The sequence below is a fragment of the Curtobacterium sp. PhB130 genome (assembly GCF_003755165.1).
In the GTDB taxonomy this organism is placed as follows: Bacteria; Actinomycetota; Actinomycetes; order Actinomycetales; family Microbacteriaceae; genus Curtobacterium.
Window position 1 is genome coordinate 280,216 of record NZ_RKII01000006.1, and the last position, 18,744, is coordinate 298,959.

An 18,744-nucleotide genomic window follows, 5' to 3' on the forward strand; every position below is an offset into this window, starting at 1 on the left:
GGCGCACGCACGTGACGGACGGGAGGCCCGGTACCAGCCGGCACTGGGCCTCCCGTCCGTCAGGTGGTCACCGTCACACGCGTCGGCGACGCAGCAGGAGCAGCACCAGTCCGGCCATCACCGCTGCCAGGGCGAGCAGGCCGCCCAGGCCGAGGCCGACGGCACCGGTGAACGCGAGCTCGCTCGCCGGCTTCGGCGCCGCGTGCACCGGGGCCGGGTCGCTCGCGCGGAGCGGGTCGCCCGCCGTCACCGTGCTGGGGTCGCTCGGGACGACCTGCGCCGTCGAGGACTGCACGGTCGCGACGTTGGTGATCCGGTCCGGCGCGTCCGCGGCGACGCGGACCGTCAGCTGGAACGCGACCTGGCTGCCGCTCGCGAGCGGCTCCGACAGCGTGCAGGCCACGGTCGACCCGGTGGTGCAGGTCGCGCCCCGGTCGTCGACGCTCACGAACGACAGGCCGGTCGGCAGCTCGTCCGTGACGACGACGGGACCCGGGTCCTCGGTCGGGCCGTCGTTGCGCACCGTGATCGTGTAGCCCACGGTCTCGCCGCGGACCACCGCACCGGTGTGCGTCTTCGTGACGGACAGGCTGGACGCCGGTGCCACCGCGAGCTCGTCGTCGGCGTCGTTGTCCGCCAGCGTCGTCTCGGTCGTGGACGTCGCGACGGTCGCGGTCGGGGTCACACCCGGGTAGGCCGCTGCGGTCGGCGTCTGGTGCACCGTGATCGCCGGGGCGAGCGCACCCGCCGGCAGCGTGCCGGTGAGCGCGAACGACACCGTGGTGCTGCCGTCGGCGTTCGTGACGACGCCCGTCACCGTCCAGGCCGCGTCCGCCTCGGTGGACACGTACGTCAGGCCCTTCGGCAGCGTGTACGTGGCGGTGACCGTGTCGGCGTCGGAGACACCGGCGTTCCGGACCTGGACCGTCTCCGGCAGGTCCTTCCCGATGACGGCGGTGCCGCTGTGCCCGATGGTGATCTGGACGTTCGCGACCGCGTCGACCGGCAGGTCCGCCGTCGCCGTGTCCGCGTCCGTGCCGTTCGGCGCGGGCGTGCCCTGGGACGTGATCGACGCGCGGTTCTCGATCGAGCCGGCGGTGAAGCCGGACGCGACCGCCGTGGTGATCCAGAGGCCGGGGGCGTCGTCGCCGGCGACGATCGTCGTCGGCAGCGTGCAGGTCACGACCGTGGTGTCCGTGACGCCGTCGCAGGTCCACACCGCACCGTCGGAGGAGGCGCTGACGAACGTCATGCCCTCCGGCAGCTGGTCGGTGACGACCGTGTCGGGCTGTTCATCCGACGGGCCGGTGTTGGCGACGTGCAGGTACCAGACCTGCTCCGCGCCCGCGGTGACCTTCGCGGACTTCCCCGTCGCCCCGGCCTTCGCCACCGGCGTCTTGGACAGCGTGAGCGACGCGTGGGTGGTCACGTCGACGTCGTCACCGGAGGTGTCGTCTGCGGTGTCCGGGTCGTCGGTCGCCGAGGAGACCGTCGCCGTGTTCCGCAGCGTGCCGGCCGGCGTGCCGGACGCGATCGTCGCGGTGACGTGGAACGTCGTCGTGGCGTCGTTCGCGAACGTGTCCGTCGACCAGGTGGTGACGTCGTCGCCCTGCTGCCACGCGTCGTCGTCCGTGGTGACCGCCGTGACGGTCATCCCGGCCGGGGCGGTGTCGGCCCAGGTCACGCGCTGCGCGTCCGAGGGGCCGTCGTTCGTCACCGTCACGTCGTACGTCACGTCCGTGCCCGCGTCGGCCGAGGCCGCGCTGGTCCGGGTCTTCGTGATCGAGAGGTCGGCCTCGGTGGTGACGTCCACCGTCGCGCTGTCGTGCGCCGTGGCACCCTGCGCCGTCACCGGTGCGGCGGTCGCGGTGTTCACGACGGACGATCCCGTGAACGAGGCCGGCACGTGCACGACGATGCCGATCGTGTTCGGGTCCTCGGCGCCGACCGCGATGCCGTCGGTGCTGACCAGCGTGAGGACGCCGTCCTCGTTCGACTCGAGCGCCCAGTGCGCCGTGGTGCCGTCGGTCAGGCCGACGTACTGCACACCCGCGGGCAGGGTGTCCTGCACCCGGACGCTCGGGGTCGTGCCGGCACCGGCCGGCAGGTCGGAGGGGCCGTCCGGGTTCGCGACCCGGACCGTGTACGTGACGTCCTGCCCGGCGTCGATGCGCTCCACGTCGGCGGTCTTCGTGACGCTCAGCCCGGCGGTCTGCGTCGCCTCGCTCGAGGTGCCGGCCTCCTGCGTCGCGGCGTTGTCCGCCGAGACCTCGGCCGTGTTGGCCAGCGTCCCGGTCAGGTCGGCCGGCGTCGTCACCGTGATGGTGAAGGACGTCGTCGCACCGGCCTGCAGCGTGCCGTCCAGGGCACAGGACGCGGTGTCCCCCGACTCCGCCGTGCAGGTCCAGTCACCGTCGGTCTGGGATCCGCCCCGGAGGCTCGTCCCCGACTCGAGCGCGTCCGTCACCACGACGTTCCGCGCGTCGGCCGTCCCGGTGTTCTCGACCGTCATGGTCCAGTCCGCCGTCTTCCCGGCGACGAGGGCGTCGCTGGTGAACGCCTTGGCGATGGTCAGCGACGTGGTGTCGTCGACGGTCGTCGTGGTCGTGCTGGTGTCGTTCGAGGACTTCGGGTCCGTGGTGGTGCCACCGACCGCGACGGTCGCGGTGTTCTTCACCGTCTGGTCCGCCGTGACGGCGGACTTCACGAGCGCGGTGACCGTGATCGGCGCCGCGGTGGTGCCGTTGGCCAGGCCGTCCCTGGTGCACGTGACGGTGTTGCCGTCCGTGTCACAGGTCCAGCCGCTGCCGACCGCCGCGGTGGCGCTCTGCAGCGTCACCGTGTCGGGCAGCGTGTCCGTCACGGTGACGGTGCCACGGGCGTCGGAGACGCTCTGCTCGCCGGCGTCGCGGACGTTCTGGACGGACAGCGTCCACGACGTCGTGCCACCGGCAGCGGCCTGCTCGTCGAGCGCCGTCTTCGTGATCGCCAGGTCGGCGATCGCGACCGGCGTGACGCTCGCGCTGTCGGCGTCGTTCGCCGCGTTCGGGTCGAACGTCTGCCCGGTGCCCTGCGCGATGGTCGCGGTGTTGCGGATCGCGGTGAGCGGTGCGTTCGCGGGCAGGGTCAGGGTGACGTCGAGCTCGGGGAACGTGTCGCCCTTCGCCACGACGGCGCCGTTGACGCAGGTCCACGTGCCGTCCGTCGGGGTGCAGGTCCAGCCCGTGCCCGTCGGGGTGAGGGTCGCACCGGACGGCAGCCCGGCGGTCGAGTCGACGACGGTGGTGCCGTGCGCGGCGTCACCGCCGTTGTTCGTCACCACGATGGTCCAGGCCTTCGTCGTCGTCGCACCGGCCACGACCTGTGCCGTCGTGGCGGTCTTCACGACGGACAGGTCCGCCGCGGCGATCGAGGCGTCGGCCGTCGCGTCGGTGCCGCCCTTCGGGTAGGTCGTGAACGAGCCGTCGCCACCGTCGTAGCCGGTGCCACCGGAGGCGTCGGTGACGGTCGCCGTGACGTGGTTCGTGTGCTGCACGGTGGTCCCGGCAGCGCTGGCCGCCTTCGCCGTCGGCGCAGCGCGGTAGTGCAGCGTCAGCGTCTGGTTCGCGCCGAGCGGGCCCAGGTTGCTCCACGTGAGGGTGGTGCCGTCGACCGTCGGGTCCGGGGCCGTCGTGCTGGCTCCCCCGGCGAGGACGGTCGTCGCGCTGCCGGCCGTGTAGACCCAGCCAGCCGGCAGGACGTCCTTCGCGGAGACCGACTTCGCGGCGCTGCCGGTGTTCGTGAAGGTCACGGTGAAGTCGGACGGGACGCCGACGTAGGACAGCCCACCGGCGGTGTCGTTCGACTTCGCGACGGCGACGTTCGGGAACGACGGCGTGACGGTGGCCTTCGCGGTCGCGGGGCCGTAGGGGCCGCCGTCGCCGTTCGGGAGCGACGAGTAGGTGCCCGTCGTCGCGGTGTTCGTCAGGACGCCACCGGTCAGGGAGGTGTCCTCCGCGAGGACCGCCCGGTAGGTGTGCTGCACCGAGGTCGTGGTGCCGAACGTGGCGACCGGCCAGGTGATGACACCGCCGGCGCAGTCCGCGCTCGTGCGGATGGTGCCGCCGTCGGAGATCGTGGTGCCGTCCACGACGATGCCGTCCGGGACGCAGTCCGACACGGTGGTGCCGTAGGCGGGCGAGCCGGAGCTCGTGACCGTCACCGTGTAGGTGATCTGCTGGCCCGGCTCTGCCTTCGCCGTCGTCGTGGTCTGACCGGCGACGGTCGCGGTCTTCGCGATCGCGAGCGACGGGGTGACGACCGAGGCGTTCGCCACGTTCGAGGTGACGGTCGCGTCCGTCGGCTCGGCCTTCTTCGCGGTGCGGTCGTAGGCGAACGCCGCCGTGTTCGACAGTGCCGTGCCGGCCGCCTGGTCGGTGCCGACGCGGACCGGGATCGAGACCGTGATGGTCAGCGCGCTGCCGAGGCCGGTCGGGATGTCGTCGATCTTCGCCGTGACGACGCCCGAGGAGACGCTCGGGGTCACCGCGACCGACGGGTTGCTCGCGGTCGCCGTGGGGGTGCCCACCGCGGTCAGGCCCTTCGGGAGCGTGTCCGTGACGCGGCCGTCGTAGATCGCGACGTTCGCGGGGACGGTCGTCGTGATCGTGTACGTGGCGGTGTCACCGGCACGCACGGACAGTGCGGTCGTGTTCGCCGGGTTCGTCGTCGCGTCCGCGGTGGGCGCACCCGTGGTCGCGTTCCACGTCGGCGCGGTGAGCGTCTTCACGATCGACGGGCCGGTGACCTTCACGTCGTCCGATGCCGTGACCACCTGCACGTAGGAGGTGTTCGCGGTCGCGTAGTCCGTGTCGAGGCTCGAGGTCAGGGCGCGCGCGGTGTTCGTGTACGTCTGGCCGGCGGGGGCGTCCTGCTTCACCGTCGCGGTGACGGTGATCGTCGCGCTCGCGCCGGCAGCGATCGTGCCGACGTTCCAGGTGTGCAGCGTCGTGCCGGTCGGGCACGTGCCGAGCGCGGTCTTCTGCGCGTCGGTCGGCGTGCTCTCCGTGGCGGAGCTGCTCGTCAGCGTGAGGGTGTTCGGGAAGCAGTCCGCGATCACCGTCGAGCGGGCGTCGGCCGTCGCCGCGGAGTTCTTCGCCGTGAGGGTCCACGTGACGGTGTCGCCGCCGGCGATGGTCTTGCCGGCGAGGTTGTCGGTCTTCGTGACGGCGACCTTCGGCGCCTGGACGGCGATGGACTTCGACGCGGTCCACGACGACGCGGTGCCCCCGGTCGGGGTCGACGTGAACGTCGCCGTGTTCTGCACCGTGCTCGCCGTGTACCCGGCGGCCGTGTAGTTGCCGACGCCCTTGGTGACGCGCAGGTCGGTGACCGTGACGGAGAACTTCGCGGTGGATGCGCCCGCGTTGTCGAACGTGGCCGGGAAGAGCACCGCGCCCGCACCACGGCTGTTGCCCGTGCCGGTGAGGGTGAACGTCTGGCCGCCGTAGGTGCCCGTGACGTCCGTCGCCTGTGCCGTCGCCGGCACCGTGATCGTCGTGGCGTCCGGGAACGTGAGCGTCCAGGCGGAGGCCGCGGTCGTCACCACGCCGGTCGGCAGCGGGTCGACCAGTGTGCCGTTGCCGACACTCGTCGCCGCGGGGACGGTTGCCGAGTACGTGTAGGCGAGCGCCTGCCCGGGGGCTGCGGTGTCACCGGAGAGGTTCGTCGTCGCGGCGGCGACCGCGCTGCCGCTCTTCGCGACGGCCACGGCCGGGATCGTGACGAGCCGGGTGGCGTCGGCGTTCGGCGCGGTGCCCTGGCCGGTGGTCGGGGTCGCGGCGAACGTGCTGTTCGTGCCGGTCGTGGGGATCCAGGTGGTCGTCGTCCCCGAGTCCGTCGCCGTCGTGAAGCGCGTGACGGAGGCCGAGTTCTGGTAGGCCGTGCCGACGTAGCCGGGGGTCGGGACCGCGAAGTCGTACGTCAGCTGCTTGGTCGCAGCAGCGGCGATCGAGGAGACGGTCCACGTGATGTACGAGTTCTTCACGAACTTCGTCGCGGCACCGGTCGGCGCAGTGGCGCACACCCCGCCGTCGGAGATGTTCGTGACGACGGCGCAGGTGACGTTCGCGGGCAGGGCGTCCCACACGGTGACGTTGCCGATGGCCGCGGTCGTGCCGGTGGCGGCCTTGTTGCCGACGGTCAGGCGGTAGTGGAGGGTCTGCCCCTCCGTCGTGGCGGCCGGGTTCGTCACGGTGCCCGAGTCGCTGACGATGTCCTTCGCGAGGGTCGCCGTGGGGGCCCCCGCGACGTTGTAGCCGACGTCCGTGCGGAGGCTGGTGACCGACCCGGCGGTGTTCTGCTGCGAGAACTTCATCAGGTTGTCGGCCAGGTCGACGGTGGTCGAGGACGTGGTCTGCGTCGCGATGCGGGCGGCGACGTACAGGACGACGCTCGCACCAGCGGTGTCACCGTCGACGTAGGTGCCGGTCGCGCCGGAGACCGTGTGCCCGACGGAGAACGCGCCCATGGTGGACGACGAGGACTTCAGCGCGACGTCGCTCTTCGGGACGCTGCTCTCGGTGCCGTAGGTCCAGTCGGTGCCCTCGACCCAGCTGCTCCCCGCCGCGGTGGTGTGGACCGGGAGCATGTCGGTGATCGTCGCGTTGCGGCTCTGCACGCCCGCCGGGAAGTCCACCTCGAGCTTGAAGCAGACCACGTCGCCGAGCTGGAACGCGTCGGCCGGGGTGCTCGTCACGTACGAGCTGGTCCGCGCGCTCGCGGTGCAGTCGGCAGAACCGGTCACACCGTCGCTCGCGCTGCGCGGCAGGACGGACTTCGTGATCTTCGGCGAGTTCGAGACGATCGACGCCGTCGAGTCGTCGACGACCTTCGTGTCGCCGGTGTCGCCGTGGACGCCGGTCGAGGTGCCGGCGATCGCCACGGTGTTGTCGAACGAGTCACCAGCGGCGGTCGGGCCACCCGAACCGGTGACCGAGTACGCGTTCCGCATGAGCGCCTTGTACGTCACCGTCGTGGAACCGTCGACCGGCTGGTCGGCGAGCGTGAAGTGCACGACGAACTTGCCGCTGGCGGCGAGGTAGTCGACCGAGGTGATCGTCGCACCGGAGGGCGATCCGGCGACCGTGGCGCTCTTGGCCGGGTCGCAGTCCGCGGGGAAGGTCCCCGTGGTCGGGGTGCCGGCCGGGAAGACCGGGCAGAGGCCGTCGCCGAGCGTGTCGGTGAGGGTGATCGCCTTCGACGACTCGTACTCGCTCGTGCGGACGAGCAGCGAGTAGGTCGCGAGCTTGCCCGCGGCGAACATGTTCCCCGCCACGGGGGTCGACACCGACTTCGCGACGGCGAGGTCCATCGCCTCCACCGTCAGCGAGGTGGACGCGGTCTGCGTGGACGTCGCGGTCCCACCGACCTTGCCGGTGTATGTGCCCGTCGCGTCGACGAGGTTCGTCTGGCCGCGGCCGTTCGACGTCGCGTCCGCGGTGTTCTGCCGGGTCGAGGCGCCGTTGTTGTTGTCGAGGTTCGCCTCGCTCGTGAACGAGGTGGCGGCCGGCGCGGTGACGGCGCCCGCGGGCTTGCCGGTGCCCTGACCGCTGAAGGTCATGGTGTTCGCGAGCAGCGGGACCGCTGCGAGGTACTTGATCGTGACCGGGGTGTTCGTCAGCGTCGGGATCGTCCAGACGACCTTCGTGAAGACGGCCGAGCCCTGGCCGGCGACGGTGTTCACGGTGGTGACGCTCTGCGGCGTGAGGCAGGCGGTCTGGTCCCAGGTGCCGGTGGCGTTCGCCGACGTCGCGGTCTGCAGCGACGCGGCGCCGGTGTACTCCGGGCCCGAGGTGGTGTTGTCGATCGCGCCGCACTGCAGGAACTCGAGCCCCGCCGGCAGGTAGTCGGTGACGGTGACGTTCGTGCTCGGCGCCGTCGAGGTGTTCTGGACCGTCAGCGTGTAGACGGTCGGGTGGTTGTGGACGCCACGGACGAGCTCGTTCTCGGAGCTCGCCTCGGCCTTGGTCACCTTGATGGCCGAGATCGCGGTCGTGTTCGACGTCGCGGTCGCGGAGTTGGTGAAGTTCGTCGCCGGTGTGCCCGTGGCGTCGAACGTGGGGATGTTCCGCGCGTCGCTGTTCGCCGCGATCTGCGCCGATCCGGAGAACGTGGTGCCGACGGGGTAGGCGGCGTCCGTGGCGGTCACCTGGAACGTGATCGACTTCTGGTCGCCCGAGACCAAGTCGGACACGTTCGAGAACACCAGCAGTGTGCCGCCGCCCGCCAGCGTCGTGATCACGGGTGCGGGCAGTGCGGTCCCGTCCGCCTTCGCCGAGCCCGCGGCGAAGCTCACTCCCACCGGCAGCGTGTACGAGTACCCGAGGTTGTAGAGGTCCGTCCCGCCGGAGGAGTCCGCCGTGTTCTTCGCCGTCAGCGTCACCGTCGCCGGAGCGCCGCTCAGGACCGTGGCGTCGGCCTTCGCCGTGACGCCGATGCTGGAGGCGGCGGCTGCGGGCTGCGCCAGCGCGAACACCGCGAGGAGGCCGGTGACGAGTGCCACCACCACGATCATCGCCAGGGCGCGCGGACGGGCAGGGAGGAAGGACAGTCGCATCGGGTGCTCTCGGGTCGGGCGACGGGCGACTCCGGGCACGCGGGATCGCGCCGTCGACCGGGCATGGTCGAACGACGCGAGAAAGGGTGTCGGGTTCACCGAGGGGCCGGGCAGCCCCGCGACTCAAGAGTATCGACTGAACAACAGGTGTCGATGCACCCAGAGTGGGGTACATCGCGTGTCCACCATGGCACCGACGGCACCGGTGACGGCCCCGATGACGACACCAACACGAAAGCGGGGCCGGGCCCGAAGGCCCGACCCCGCTCGCGCAGGTAACGGAAGTTACTTGATGATCGACTCGACGGTGCCGGCGCCGACCGTGCGGCCACCCTCACGGATGGCGAAACGCAGGCCCTCTTCCATGGCGATCGGCTGGATCAGCTCGACCGTCATCGAAACGGTGTCGCCGGGCATGACCATCTCGGTGCCCTCGGGCAGCGTGATGACGCCGGTGACGTCCGTGGTGCGGAAGTAGAACTGCGGGCGGTAGTTCGCGTAGAACGGGTTGTGACGGCCGCCCTCTTCCTTGTTCAGGATGTACGCGTTCGCCTTGAACTCGGTGTGCGGCGTGACCGAACCCGGCTTCACGACGACCTGACCGCGCTCCACGTCCTCACGCTTGAGGCCACGGATGAGCAGACCGGTGTTGTCACCCGCGACTGCCTTGTCGAGCAGCTTGCGGAACATCTCGATGCCCGTGACCGTGGTCTTCTGGGTCGGCTTGATGCCGACGATCTCGACCTCGGAGTTGAGGTCCAGCTCGCCGCGCTCGACGCGACCGGTGACGACGGTGCCACGACCGGTGATCGTGAAGACGTCCTCGATCGGCATGAGGAAGGGCTGGTCCGTGGCACGCACGGGGTCCGGCACGAACTCGTCGACCTGGGCCATGAGGTCCTGGACGGACTTGACCCACTTCTCGTCGCCCTCGAGCGCCTTGAGCGCCGAGACCTGCACGACGGGGGCGTCCTCGTCGAACTCCTGCGAGCCGAGGAGCTCACGGACCTCGAGCTCGACGAGCTCCAGGATCTCCTCGTCGTCCACCATGTCGGACTTGTTCAGTGCGACGACGATGTACGGCACGCCGACCTGGCGGGCGAGCAGCACGTGCTCACGCGTCTGGGGCATGGGACCGTCGGTGGCGGCGACCACGAGGATCGCGCCGTCCATCTGGGCCGCACCGGTGATCATGTTCTTCACGTAGTCGGCGTGACCAGGAGCGTCGACGTGCGCGTAGTGGCGCTTCTCCGTCTGGTACTCGACGTGCGAGATGTTGATCGTGATGCCGCGCTGGCGCTCTTCGGGGGCGTTGTCGATCTGAGCGAAGTCACGGGCCTCGTTGAGGTCCGGGTACTGGTCGTGCAGAACCTTGGTGATCGCCGCCGTGAGCGTGGTCTTGCCGTGGTCGACGTGACCGATGGTTCCGATGTTGACGTGCGGCTTGGTGCGCTCGAACTTGGCCTTGGCCACTGTGGGTCCTCCTCAGGACTCGGATGCGACACCACCGGGAGCATCCCGATCCGGGGTGCTGCACCGTTGGTCCGCGGTGTGTGTGTCTTTACTTTACTTGGTGGCGAGGGGCCCGTCGCCGGGCTCCCCCGCCTGTGGAGAACACGCTCGGAAGCGTTATTCGCCCTTGGCCTTCGCGACGATCTCCTCGGCGACGTTCGACGGGACCTGGTTGTAGGTCTCGAAGGTCATCGAGTAGACGGCACGACCGGAGGTCTTCGAACGAAGGTCCCCGACGTAGCCGAACATCTCGGACAGCGGCACGCTCGCGCGGACCACCTTGACGCCCGAGGCGTCCTCCATCGCAGCGATGTTGCCACGACGGGAGCTGAGGTCACCGATCACGTCGCCCATGTACTCCTCGGGCGTGCGGACCTCGACGGCCATGATCGGCTCGAGGATGACCGGACCGGCCTTGCGGGCCGCTTCCTTGTACGCGATCGAGCCGGCGATCTTGAACGCCATCTCGGACGAGTCGACGTCGTGCGCCGCGCCGTCCTTGAGGGTCGCCTTCACGCCCACCGTCGGGTACCCGGCCAGGATGCCGACCTGCATGGCGTCCTGGATACCGGCGTCCACCGACGGGATGTACTCACGGGGCACGCGACCACCGGTGACGGCGTTCACGAACTCGTAGACCTTCTCGGAGGTGACCTCCATCGGCTCGAGCGCGATCTGCACCTTCGCGAACTGACCGGAACCACCGGTCTGCTTCTTGTGGGTGTAGTCGTAGCGCTCGACGACCTTGGTCAGGGTCTCGCGGTAGGCCACCTGCGGCTTGCCGACGTTGGCCTCGACCTTGAACTCACGCTTCATGCGGTCGACCAGGATGTCGAGGTGGAGCTCGCCCATGCCCTTGATCGTGGTCTGACCGGTCTCGGCGTTGAGCTCGACGCGGAACGTCGGGTCCTCTTCGGCGAGCTTCTGGATGGCCGTGGAGAGCTTCTCCTGGTCAGCCTTCGTCTTCGGCTCGATCGCGACCTCGATGACGGGCTCCGGGAAGGTCATCGACTCGAGGACGACCTGGTCCTGCGGGTCGCAGAGCGTGTCGCCGGTGGTCGTGTCCTTGAGGCCGATGACCGCGTAGATGTGACCAGCGGTGACGGCGTCGACCGGGTTCTCCTTGTTGGAGTGCATCTGGAAGATCTTGCCGATGCGCTCCTTCTTGCCCTTGGTCGAGTTGATGACCTGTGCACCGGACTCGATGTGACCGGAGTACACGCGGACGTAGGTGAGGCGACCGAAGAACGGGTGCACCGCGACCTTGAACGCGAGCGCCGAGAAGGGCTCGGAGGCATCCGGCTTGCGGATGATCTCCTTCTCCTCGTCCTTGACGTCGTGGCCGATCATCGGCGGGACGTCGAGCGGCGACGGCAGGTAGTCGATGACCGCGTCGAGCATCGGCTGGACACCACGGTTCTTGAACGCAGAACCGCAGAGGACCGGGTAGAGCTCGGAGTTGACGGTGAGCGAACGGATCGCGGCCTTGATCTCGGCGACCGAGAAGTCGGTGTCGCCCTCGAGGTAGCGCTCCATGAGCTCGTCGTTCGCCTCGGCCACGCGCTCGATGAGCTTCTCGCGGTACTCGGCGGCACGGTCGACGAGATCCGCGGGGATCTCCTCGATCTCGTACTTCGCGCCCATCTGGACGTCACCCTTCGCGTCGCCGCGCCAGGTGAGTGCACGCATCTCGACCAGGTCGACGACGCCCTCGAAGGAGGACTCCGCACCGATCGGGAGCTGCAGCACGAGGGGCTCGGCGCCGAGGCGCTTCACGATCGTGTCGACGGTGAAGTAGAAGTCCGCGCCGAGCTTGTCCATCTTGTTGACGAAGCAGATGCGCGGGACGTTGTACTTGTCCGCCTGACGCCACACGGTCTCCGACTGGGGCTCGACGCCCTCTTTCCCGTCGAACACGGCGACCGCACCGTCGAGGACGCGGAGCGAACGCTCCACCTCGACCGTGAAGTCCACGTGACCCGGGGTGTCGATGATGTTGATCTGGTTGTTGTCCCAGAAGCAGGTCGTCGCGGCCGACGTGATCGTGATGCCGCGTTCCTGCTCCTGCGCCATCCAGTCCATCGTGGCTGCGCCGTCGTGGACCTCACCGATCTTGTGCGTGATGCCCGTGTAGAACAGGATGCGCTCGGTCGTCGTGGTCTTGCCAGCATCGATGTGCGCCATGATGCCGATGTTGCGGACCTTGTTCAGGTCGGTGAGCACGTCCTGTGCCACAGGGTTCCTCCGGAAGAGTTGTAGGAGAGATGGCGTCCGTCAGGGCGCCGGGGTTCTTGACCGCCGGCGCCCGGACGATGCCGGTGACTACCAGCGGTAGTGCGCGAAGGCCTTGTTCGACTCGGCCATCTTGTGGGTGTCTTCACGACGCTTGACAGCGGCGCCGAGACCGTTGGACGCGTCCAGGATCTCGTTCATGAGGCGCTCGGTCATCGTCTTCTCGCGACGAGCCTTGGCGTACGAGGTCAGCCAGCGCAGGGCCAGCGTGTTCGCACGGTGCGGCTTGACCTCGACCGGGACCTGGTAGGTCGAGCCACCGACGCGGCGGCTGCGGACCTCGAGGGTCGGTCGGACGTTGTCGAGCGCCTTCTTGAGCGTGACGACGGCATCCTGCTGGTTCTTGGCGGTCACGCCTTCGAGTGCGTCGTAGACGATGCGCTCGGCGAGACCCTTCTTGCCGTCCAGGAGGATCTTGTTGACGAGCTGGCTGACGATCGGGGCGCCGTAGACGGGGTCTGCGACGACCGGGCGCTTGGGGGCCGGTCCCTTACGAGGCATCTAACTCAACCCTTCTTCGCGCCGTAGCGGCTACGCGCCTGCTTACGGTTCTTGACGGCCTGCGTGTCGAGGGCGCCACGGATGATCTTGTACCGCACACCGGGGAGGTCCTTCACACGACCGCCGCGCACGAGCACCATCGAGTGCTCCTGGAGGTTGTGACCCTCACCGGGGATGTAGGCCGTGACCTCGGTGCCGTTCGAGAGCTTGACACGAGCGACCTTGCGCAGTGCCGAGTTCGGCTTCTTCGGGGTGGTGGTGTAGACGCGGGTGCACACACCACGCTGCTGGGGGTTCGCCTTGAGTGCCGGCGCCTTGGTCTTGACGACCTTGGGCGTACGACCCTTGCGAACCAGCTGCTGAATAGTAGGCAACTGTTCTCCTGGTTCTTCGCTCGTGTTCTCTGTCCGACGCGGTCCGTCGGCATCCTCGCCCACGCAGACGGCCGCCGATGAGGGCGGGCCGTGGATTGGGGGCGGACAGTCCGGGCGTGGTCTCAGACCCGCCGGACTTTCAGGCGCGCCCGAGGGCGCACACCCAAGAGAGACTACCCGCGTCACCGTGCGAAATCAATCCCGGCCACCCCGCCGGGCGGGCGGTCGTGCGGGAGGGGTGTCGAGCCTCCAGGCCGGGGTCCGAGACGACCCCCGCCGGGCGTGCCCCGGTGTCAGGAACCGGACTCCGTCGAGCCGTTGCCGATCGCCGAGACGAACGTCGCGCCGCTGTCCGAGAAGCCGGTGATGTAGCCGCTCGCGTTGACGTTGATCGGGCCGGCCTTCGCCGTCCCGGTGCCGGACGGGCCGGTGAAGTCCGCCGTGAACGTGGCCGAACCGTACGACGACGTCGAGACCATCCACCCCTTCGACAGCCATCCCGACACCTTCACCGTCGGGCGGGAGTCGAGCGTCCACTTCTGGTTCGTGTAGGTGTTCGCCGGGTTCTCGCCGTAGGCGTAGAAGCTGCAGCCGTCCGGCGTGGTCGAGGTGGACGCGATGCAGGCGTCGACCCAGGCGTCCACCGCCTTCGTCGCGGCACTTGTTCCGTCGTCCGTCAGGGTCGTCGTCAGGGTGACCGGCTGTGCGGCCGCACTGCCGAAGCCCGTGACCTCGGCCGTCGTGGCGTCCGCGGAGAACCACTTGCCGCCGTCCACCGCCACGTCGTACGTGCCGGGCAGTGCCCGCAGCGAGACCGCACCCGACGAGTTCGTGGTCGCCGATGCGCCGGCGACGTCGACCGCGGTCTTCGCCGGCCCCTGCACGGTGACGTCGACGGTCGCGAGGTCCGGTGCCTGCAGCTCCCACTTCGGGAACACGCCCCAGTCCGTTCCGGTCTTGTCGAGCGTGAACGTCGTCGCGACCTGCTTGCCACCCTGCGTCAGGTACGCACCGACCTTCGCGGTGTCGCCGTCCGTCTGCGTCGCGGTGATCCGGTACGACGTGACCCGACCCGTCGCCTTGGCGTAGGCGGCGTCCGTCAGCAGCACGTCCGACTTGCCGTGTTCCACCCCGGCGTCCTGCAGCGCGGCGTCCACCTTGCCGGCCGTCAGGTCGTCGAGGAAGGCCTGGACGGGGCGGTCGGGCGAGTGCGTGCTCGAGCCCACCGAGTAGCCGACGATGCCGGCGACGGCCAGGAGCACCACGGCGGTCCCACCGGCGACCAGGCCGATGAACTGGCCGCGGCGGAGCCGGCGACGGGGGCGCGGCGGGACAGCCGGCTGGGCGGTGCGGCCGGGCTGGGGCGCTTCGGCCGTGCCGGTGATGTCGGCGACGAGCGGGACGGCACCCCAGCCGTCCGGCTGCTGGTCCGGCTGGTGCTGCGGCGCTCCCGGCGTCGTCGGCTGGTCGGTCATGGTCCCCCCGTTGCATCGCTGCCGGGTCGGTCATCCGGCAGCATCGAGCCTACCGGCGTGGCCCGCCGGTCTCCGGGTCTGCTTCGGCTGGTGCCGTCATTGCGGCTGCTCCGGCTGGTGCCGTCACTGCGGCTGCTCCGGCTGGTGCCGTCACTGCTGCTGCTCCGGCTGGTGCCGTCACTGCGGCTGCTCCGGCTGGTGCCGTGCCAGGGCGATCCCGCCGACCACGGACACGAGCGCCACCACCACCGAGCCGACGACGAACGGGCCGAGCGCGTAGCCGGCGGGGAAGACCAGGAGCTCCGTGACGTCCTGGCGGATCAGCGTGTAGCCGACCGCGCCGACGCCGAGCATCACCAGGTAGGAGGTCGCGGCCGCCACCAGTCCGGTCACACCGGGGTTGCCCTCCGGGATCCCGAGGGCGGTCGCGACGAAGACGACGACCGCTCCCCCGAGGACCATGGCCGGGCCGAGGTAGGGGGTCGCATCGGTCTGGGAGATCACCTCGACGTTGGCGAGGAGCGCTTCGAACCCCGTCACGGCGATCACGAGGGCGATGAAGAGGACTGACGTCATCGTCGCCACGAGCCATCGGGACATGGAGCGATCGTATCGCCGGTGGCGGGTGCGGCGTGGCTCGTGCGGCGGTGGTTCCGCGCTGGGGCCGCGGGTCAGGTGACGGGCTGCTGGTCGCGATCGAGTTGCTCGTCGCGATCGAGCTGCTCGTCGCGATCGAGCTGCTCGTCGCGACGGGCGCGCTGCTCGCGCTGCTGCTCCTGCGCCGCGCTCACGAGCGCGAGGGCGATCGCGGCCGTGATGACGGGGACGCTCTCGGTCATCGGGGCGGCTGGTTCCGGCTCGGTCTGGAGGCTCGGGGTGGCGTCCGCGGCGTCGGTCGCGCCCGGCTCGTGCTGGCGGACGGCGGGACCGATCACGGGCAGCACCGCGGTCGTGGCCGGCGGCTCCGTGCTGAGCTCCTGGTGCGTCACGACGCCGTCACGCTTCGAGGTCGCGCGCGCCCGCGCCATGCGGACCAGCACGACCACTGCGACGATCGCCCAGATGCCGTTCACGATGGTCGAGGGGATCGCGTGGTGCGCGGCGACGTTCACCGCGACGGCGACTCCTCCGACGAGGTTGAAGAGTTGGTAGACGGGGCCGTTCGGCAGCTTGCCCGTCGAGAAGAGTATGTAACCAGCCAAGACGGTTACGGCTCCGAACCAGCCGAGGAATTCCACGATTCCAGACAACACGCGCGACTCCGGCACGACGAGGAACGGCCGATTCGAGCCGGCCGTTCGAGAGGGTGTGACGAGCCGCAGAACGCGGCATCGGGAGCATCGTAGGCACACCGACAGGCGTTGCGGAAGAGGGCTCGGCGTGGCGCCGGTTCCCCCAGTTGGCGGGGGTTTCCTGGAGGGGTCCGGTCAGCCGTTCGTGGGGGTGGCGGCGGGGGTCGACGCGGCGGTTCCGGCGCTCCGGTCCAGCACGTAGATCGAGCCGCCGAAGGTCCAGGTGGACTGCGCGGAGGTCGAGCCGTCGTCGCCGCTCTTCTCGGCCGAGGAGATGGTGGTGATGAGGAAGAGACGGCTCCCCGTCTGCATGCCCTTGACGAAGGACAGCGCCTGGTCGAAGGTCCCGTCCACGGCCACGGTCACCGGCACCACGGAGAAGTCCGTTCCCGTGATCGCGGCGTTCGTGGTGACCGTCGGCGAGGTGGGGGCCGCCGGCGCCGTCGGGGTCGCGGTGGCCGTCGCCGAGCTCGTCGCGGTGTCGCCCGCGGACGTGCCGCTCGTCTCTGCCGCCGAGGCGGCGGGCGCGTAGGCCGTGGCGTCGCTCGTCGTGTAGGACGACACCTGCATGCCGGAGGCCGTCGCGACGGCGTCGATCTGGTCGATGAACGCCGAGATCCCGGCGGAGTCCGGGACGGACGCCGACAGCTGGGCGAGGCGCTTCTGCATGGCAGGGAGCTGCTCGGCCTGCTTCCGCAGACGGTCGAGTTCGTGCTGGCTCGATGCGTTGCTCTGCTCGACGGTGGCGCGCTGGTCGTGCGCGGTCGACGCCTGTGCGAGCTGCGGCTGGACGGCGAGGAAGAAGCCGCCGACGGCGACGACGGCCATGGCCACGAAGGCGAGCAGGAGGCTCAGTCGGTTCCGGGACATCGCGCTCAGCCCTTCTTCGCGGCGTAACGGTCGTCGTACGCCTTCTCATCGAGGTGGATGGTCATGTTCACCGTGTAGCCGCTGGACGTGTCGTCGCGGGTCACGGAGTTGGCAGATGCATCGACGAACCCCGTCACGCCGCGGAGTGCCGTCAGCCAGTCGGGCACCGACGGGAGCGTCGTGCTCGTCGCGTCGATCGTGAGCGTGGCGATGCGCTGCCCCTGCAGCGGGTCGTCGGACTGCGCGTACGCCTCGGTCGCCGACGCGGAGTCGATCGCGACCCCGACGATCTGCACACCGGCCGGGAGCTTGCCCTGCACGGACTGCAGCGTCGCGGACCAGTCGATCTCGGTCGCACCGCCGACCTGTTGCGAGGCTTCGAGGAGCGTCGAGTCGCGCTCCGTGGTGCGGACGTCCTTGTACTGCAGCTGCTGCTGGAGGAGCGTGGAGGTCTCCGCCTGGGCGGCAGTCAGGTCGTCCTCCGCGGACATCCGCGTCAGCGCTGCCGATCCCGCGCCGATCCCGACCGCCAGGGCGACGACGACGACGCCGGCCCAGGCACGCCGGACCGACGCTCGCTGACGCCGGTGCACGTGCACCTCACTCGGGAGGAGGTCGACCCGGGGAGTGCCTCCGACGACGAAGGGAACGGTGCCCCGCCGCGGACGCTTCGTGGTCTCCCGCGTTGCCTTCTCGGTCGGCGTGCTCTTCCGGCCGAGCCGCTTGCGCGGGGCGGTTGCTCCGTCGACCGACGGTGCGTCGATGATCTCGGTCATGCTGCTCGGCTCCCGACCGCGAGGCTCCAGGCGACGGAGATCGCCGGGCCTCGCTCACGAAGGACTTCTGGCGAGATGCCTCGCCCGGCTCGTGCGGACACGAAGGGGTTGCCGATCGCCACGGGGAGTCCGGAGAAGTCCCCGAGCCCCTCCCGGAGGCCGGGGAGCACGGAACCCCCACCGACGAGGACGATGCTCTGGACCGGCTCGTCTGCGCGGGTGTTCGCGAAGTAGTTCACGGTGTTGCGGATGCTCTGGAGGAGCTCGCCGACGGACTCGCGCGTCGCCGCCACCGCACGGAGGTCGTCCGGCGTGCGCGGCTGCCCGGACAGGCCGAAGTGCCGCTTGACCGCCTCGGCCTCGGGGAGGCCGATCTCGAGACGGGCGGCGATCGTCTTCGTGACGTCGTCACCGCCGGTGGGGATGATGCGGACGAACTTCGGGACCCCGTCGGTCGCGATGACGACGGAGGTCGTGTTCCCCCCGCAGTCGACGATGGCGACCGTGCCGGAACCGGCGACCCGCGGAGCGAGCATCCGCGTCAGGGCGAACGGGATCAGGTCCACACCGACCGGGTTGAGCCCGGCGAGCTGCGCGGCGCGGACGTTGGCGAGCACCGCGTCCTTGACGGCGGCGACGAGGAGACCGTGCACGACGGGACCGTTCTCGCCGATGCCCTCGGACGTCGGGTAGAAGTCGAGGATCGCGTCGCCCACGGGCACCGGGAGCATGTCCTGCACGAGGAAGGGCAGCGACTCGCGGATCTGGGCCAGCGGACCGCGGGGGACGGTGAGGTCACGGGAGAGCACACGCTGGTTGCCCATGCCCAGGACGACGTCCCTGCTCCGGAACCTGCCGACGGACCAGAGCGACCGGATCGCGCCCGCGACGGTGTTCGCCTCGAGCACCTCGCCGTGCTTCGTCGCGTCGATCGGGATCGGGACCTCGGCGAACCGCAGGATCGTCGGGACCGCCTTGTCGACGTCCGCGACCTCGACAGCGCGGATCGCTTCCGAGCCGATGTCGATGCCGACCACGTTCTTCGCCATGTCGTGT

General features: G+C 69.9%; 11 protein-coding genes. All 11 read right to left on the minus strand.

Going from position 1 to position 18,744, the window contains the following annotated elements; all coding sequences use genetic code 11:
- Nucleotides 1–73 precede the first annotated feature (73 nt).
- Entirely contained in the window at nt 74–8,596 is an 8,523-nt protein-coding gene (locus EDF24_RS01485; protein ID WP_123700879.1) for an isopeptide-forming domain-containing fimbrial protein, read from the minus strand.
- Nucleotides 8,597–8,881: 285 nt separating this feature from the next.
- Nucleotides 8,882–10,069, minus strand: coding sequence for an elongation factor Tu (gene tuf, locus EDF24_RS01490; RefSeq protein ID WP_123700880.1), 1,188 nt, complete (start codon nt 10,067–10,069; stop codon nt 8,882–8,884).
- 156 nt (nt 10,070–10,225) lie between these two features.
- On the minus strand, nt 10,226–12,343 hold the full coding sequence (gene fusA / locus EDF24_RS01495) for an elongation factor G (RefSeq protein WP_123654832.1): 2,118 nt from the start codon (nt 12,341–12,343) through the stop codon (nt 10,226–10,228).
- 87 nt (nt 12,344–12,430) lie between these two features.
- Complete coding sequence (gene rpsG / locus EDF24_RS01500) at nt 12,431–12,901, minus strand: 30S ribosomal protein S7 (protein ID WP_056121395.1); 471 nt, start codon at nt 12,899–12,901, stop codon at nt 12,431–12,433.
- Between the two features lie 5 nt (nt 12,902–12,906).
- Complete coding sequence (rpsL, locus tag EDF24_RS01505) at nt 12,907–13,275, minus strand: 30S ribosomal protein S12 (RefSeq protein ID WP_058728453.1); 369 nt, start codon at nt 13,273–13,275, stop codon at nt 12,907–12,909.
- Nucleotides 13,276–13,568: 293 nt separating this feature from the next.
- Nucleotides 13,569–14,750 (minus strand): hypothetical protein, encoded by a 1,182-nt coding sequence (locus tag EDF24_RS01510; RefSeq protein ID WP_123700881.1) that lies wholly within the window; start codon nt 14,748–14,750, stop codon nt 13,569–13,571.
- 177 nt (nt 14,751–14,927) lie between these two features.
- On the minus strand, nt 14,928–15,350 hold the full coding sequence (locus EDF24_RS01520) for a DUF6121 family protein (RefSeq protein WP_123700883.1): 423 nt from the start codon (nt 15,348–15,350) through the stop codon (nt 14,928–14,930).
- A 71-nt stretch (nt 15,351–15,421) separates the two neighbouring features.
- A complete protein-coding gene (locus EDF24_RS01525) occupies nt 15,422–15,952 on the minus strand; it encodes a hypothetical protein (protein WP_132047575.1) in 531 nt (176 codons plus the stop codon).
- 225 nt (nt 15,953–16,177) lie between these two features.
- A complete protein-coding gene (gene pilO / locus EDF24_RS01530; protein ID WP_123700885.1) occupies nt 16,178–16,912 on the minus strand; it encodes a type 4a pilus biogenesis protein PilO in 735 nt (244 codons plus the stop codon).
- Nucleotides 16,913–16,917: 5 nt separating this feature from the next.
- On the minus strand, nt 16,918–17,688 hold the full coding sequence (locus EDF24_RS01535; RefSeq protein WP_123700886.1) for a hypothetical protein: 771 nt from the start codon (nt 17,686–17,688) through the stop codon (nt 16,918–16,920).
- The gene (pilM, locus tag EDF24_RS01540) at nt 17,685–18,737 is read right to left on the minus strand and encodes a type IV pilus assembly protein PilM (protein WP_123700887.1); all 1,053 of its coding nucleotides are present in this window, start codon (nt 18,735–18,737) and stop codon (nt 17,685–17,687) included. The genes EDF24_RS01535 and pilM overlap by 4 nt, the downstream gene beginning before the upstream one ends.
- Between the last annotated feature and the right edge of the window lie 7 nt (nt 18,738–18,744).

Coding starts and splice junctions, on each gene's coding strand:
- EDF24_RS01535 (WP_123700886.1), bottom strand. CDS start 17,688: ATGACCGAGATCATCGACGCACCGTCGGTCGACGGAGCAACCGCCCCG.
- EDF24_RS01510 (WP_123700881.1), bottom strand. CDS start 14,750: ATGACCGACCAGCCGACGACGCCGGGAGCGCCGCAGCACCAGCCGGAC.
- pilO (WP_123700885.1), bottom strand. CDS start 16,912: ATGTCCCGGAACCGACTGAGCCTCCTGCTCGCCTTCGTGGCCATGGCC.
- rpsG (WP_056121395.1), bottom strand. CDS start 12,901: ATGCCTCGTAAGGGACCGGCCCCCAAGCGCCCGGTCGTCGCAGACCCC.
- EDF24_RS01485 (WP_123700879.1), bottom strand. CDS start 8,596: ATGCGACTGTCCTTCCTCCCTGCCCGTCCGCGCGCCCTGGCGATGATC.
- pilM (WP_123700887.1), bottom strand. CDS start 18,737: ATGGCGAAGAACGTGGTCGGCATCGACATCGGCTCGGAAGCGATCCGC.
- EDF24_RS01520 (WP_123700883.1), bottom strand. CDS start 15,350: ATGTCCCGATGGCTCGTGGCGACGATGACGTCAGTCCTCTTCATCGCC.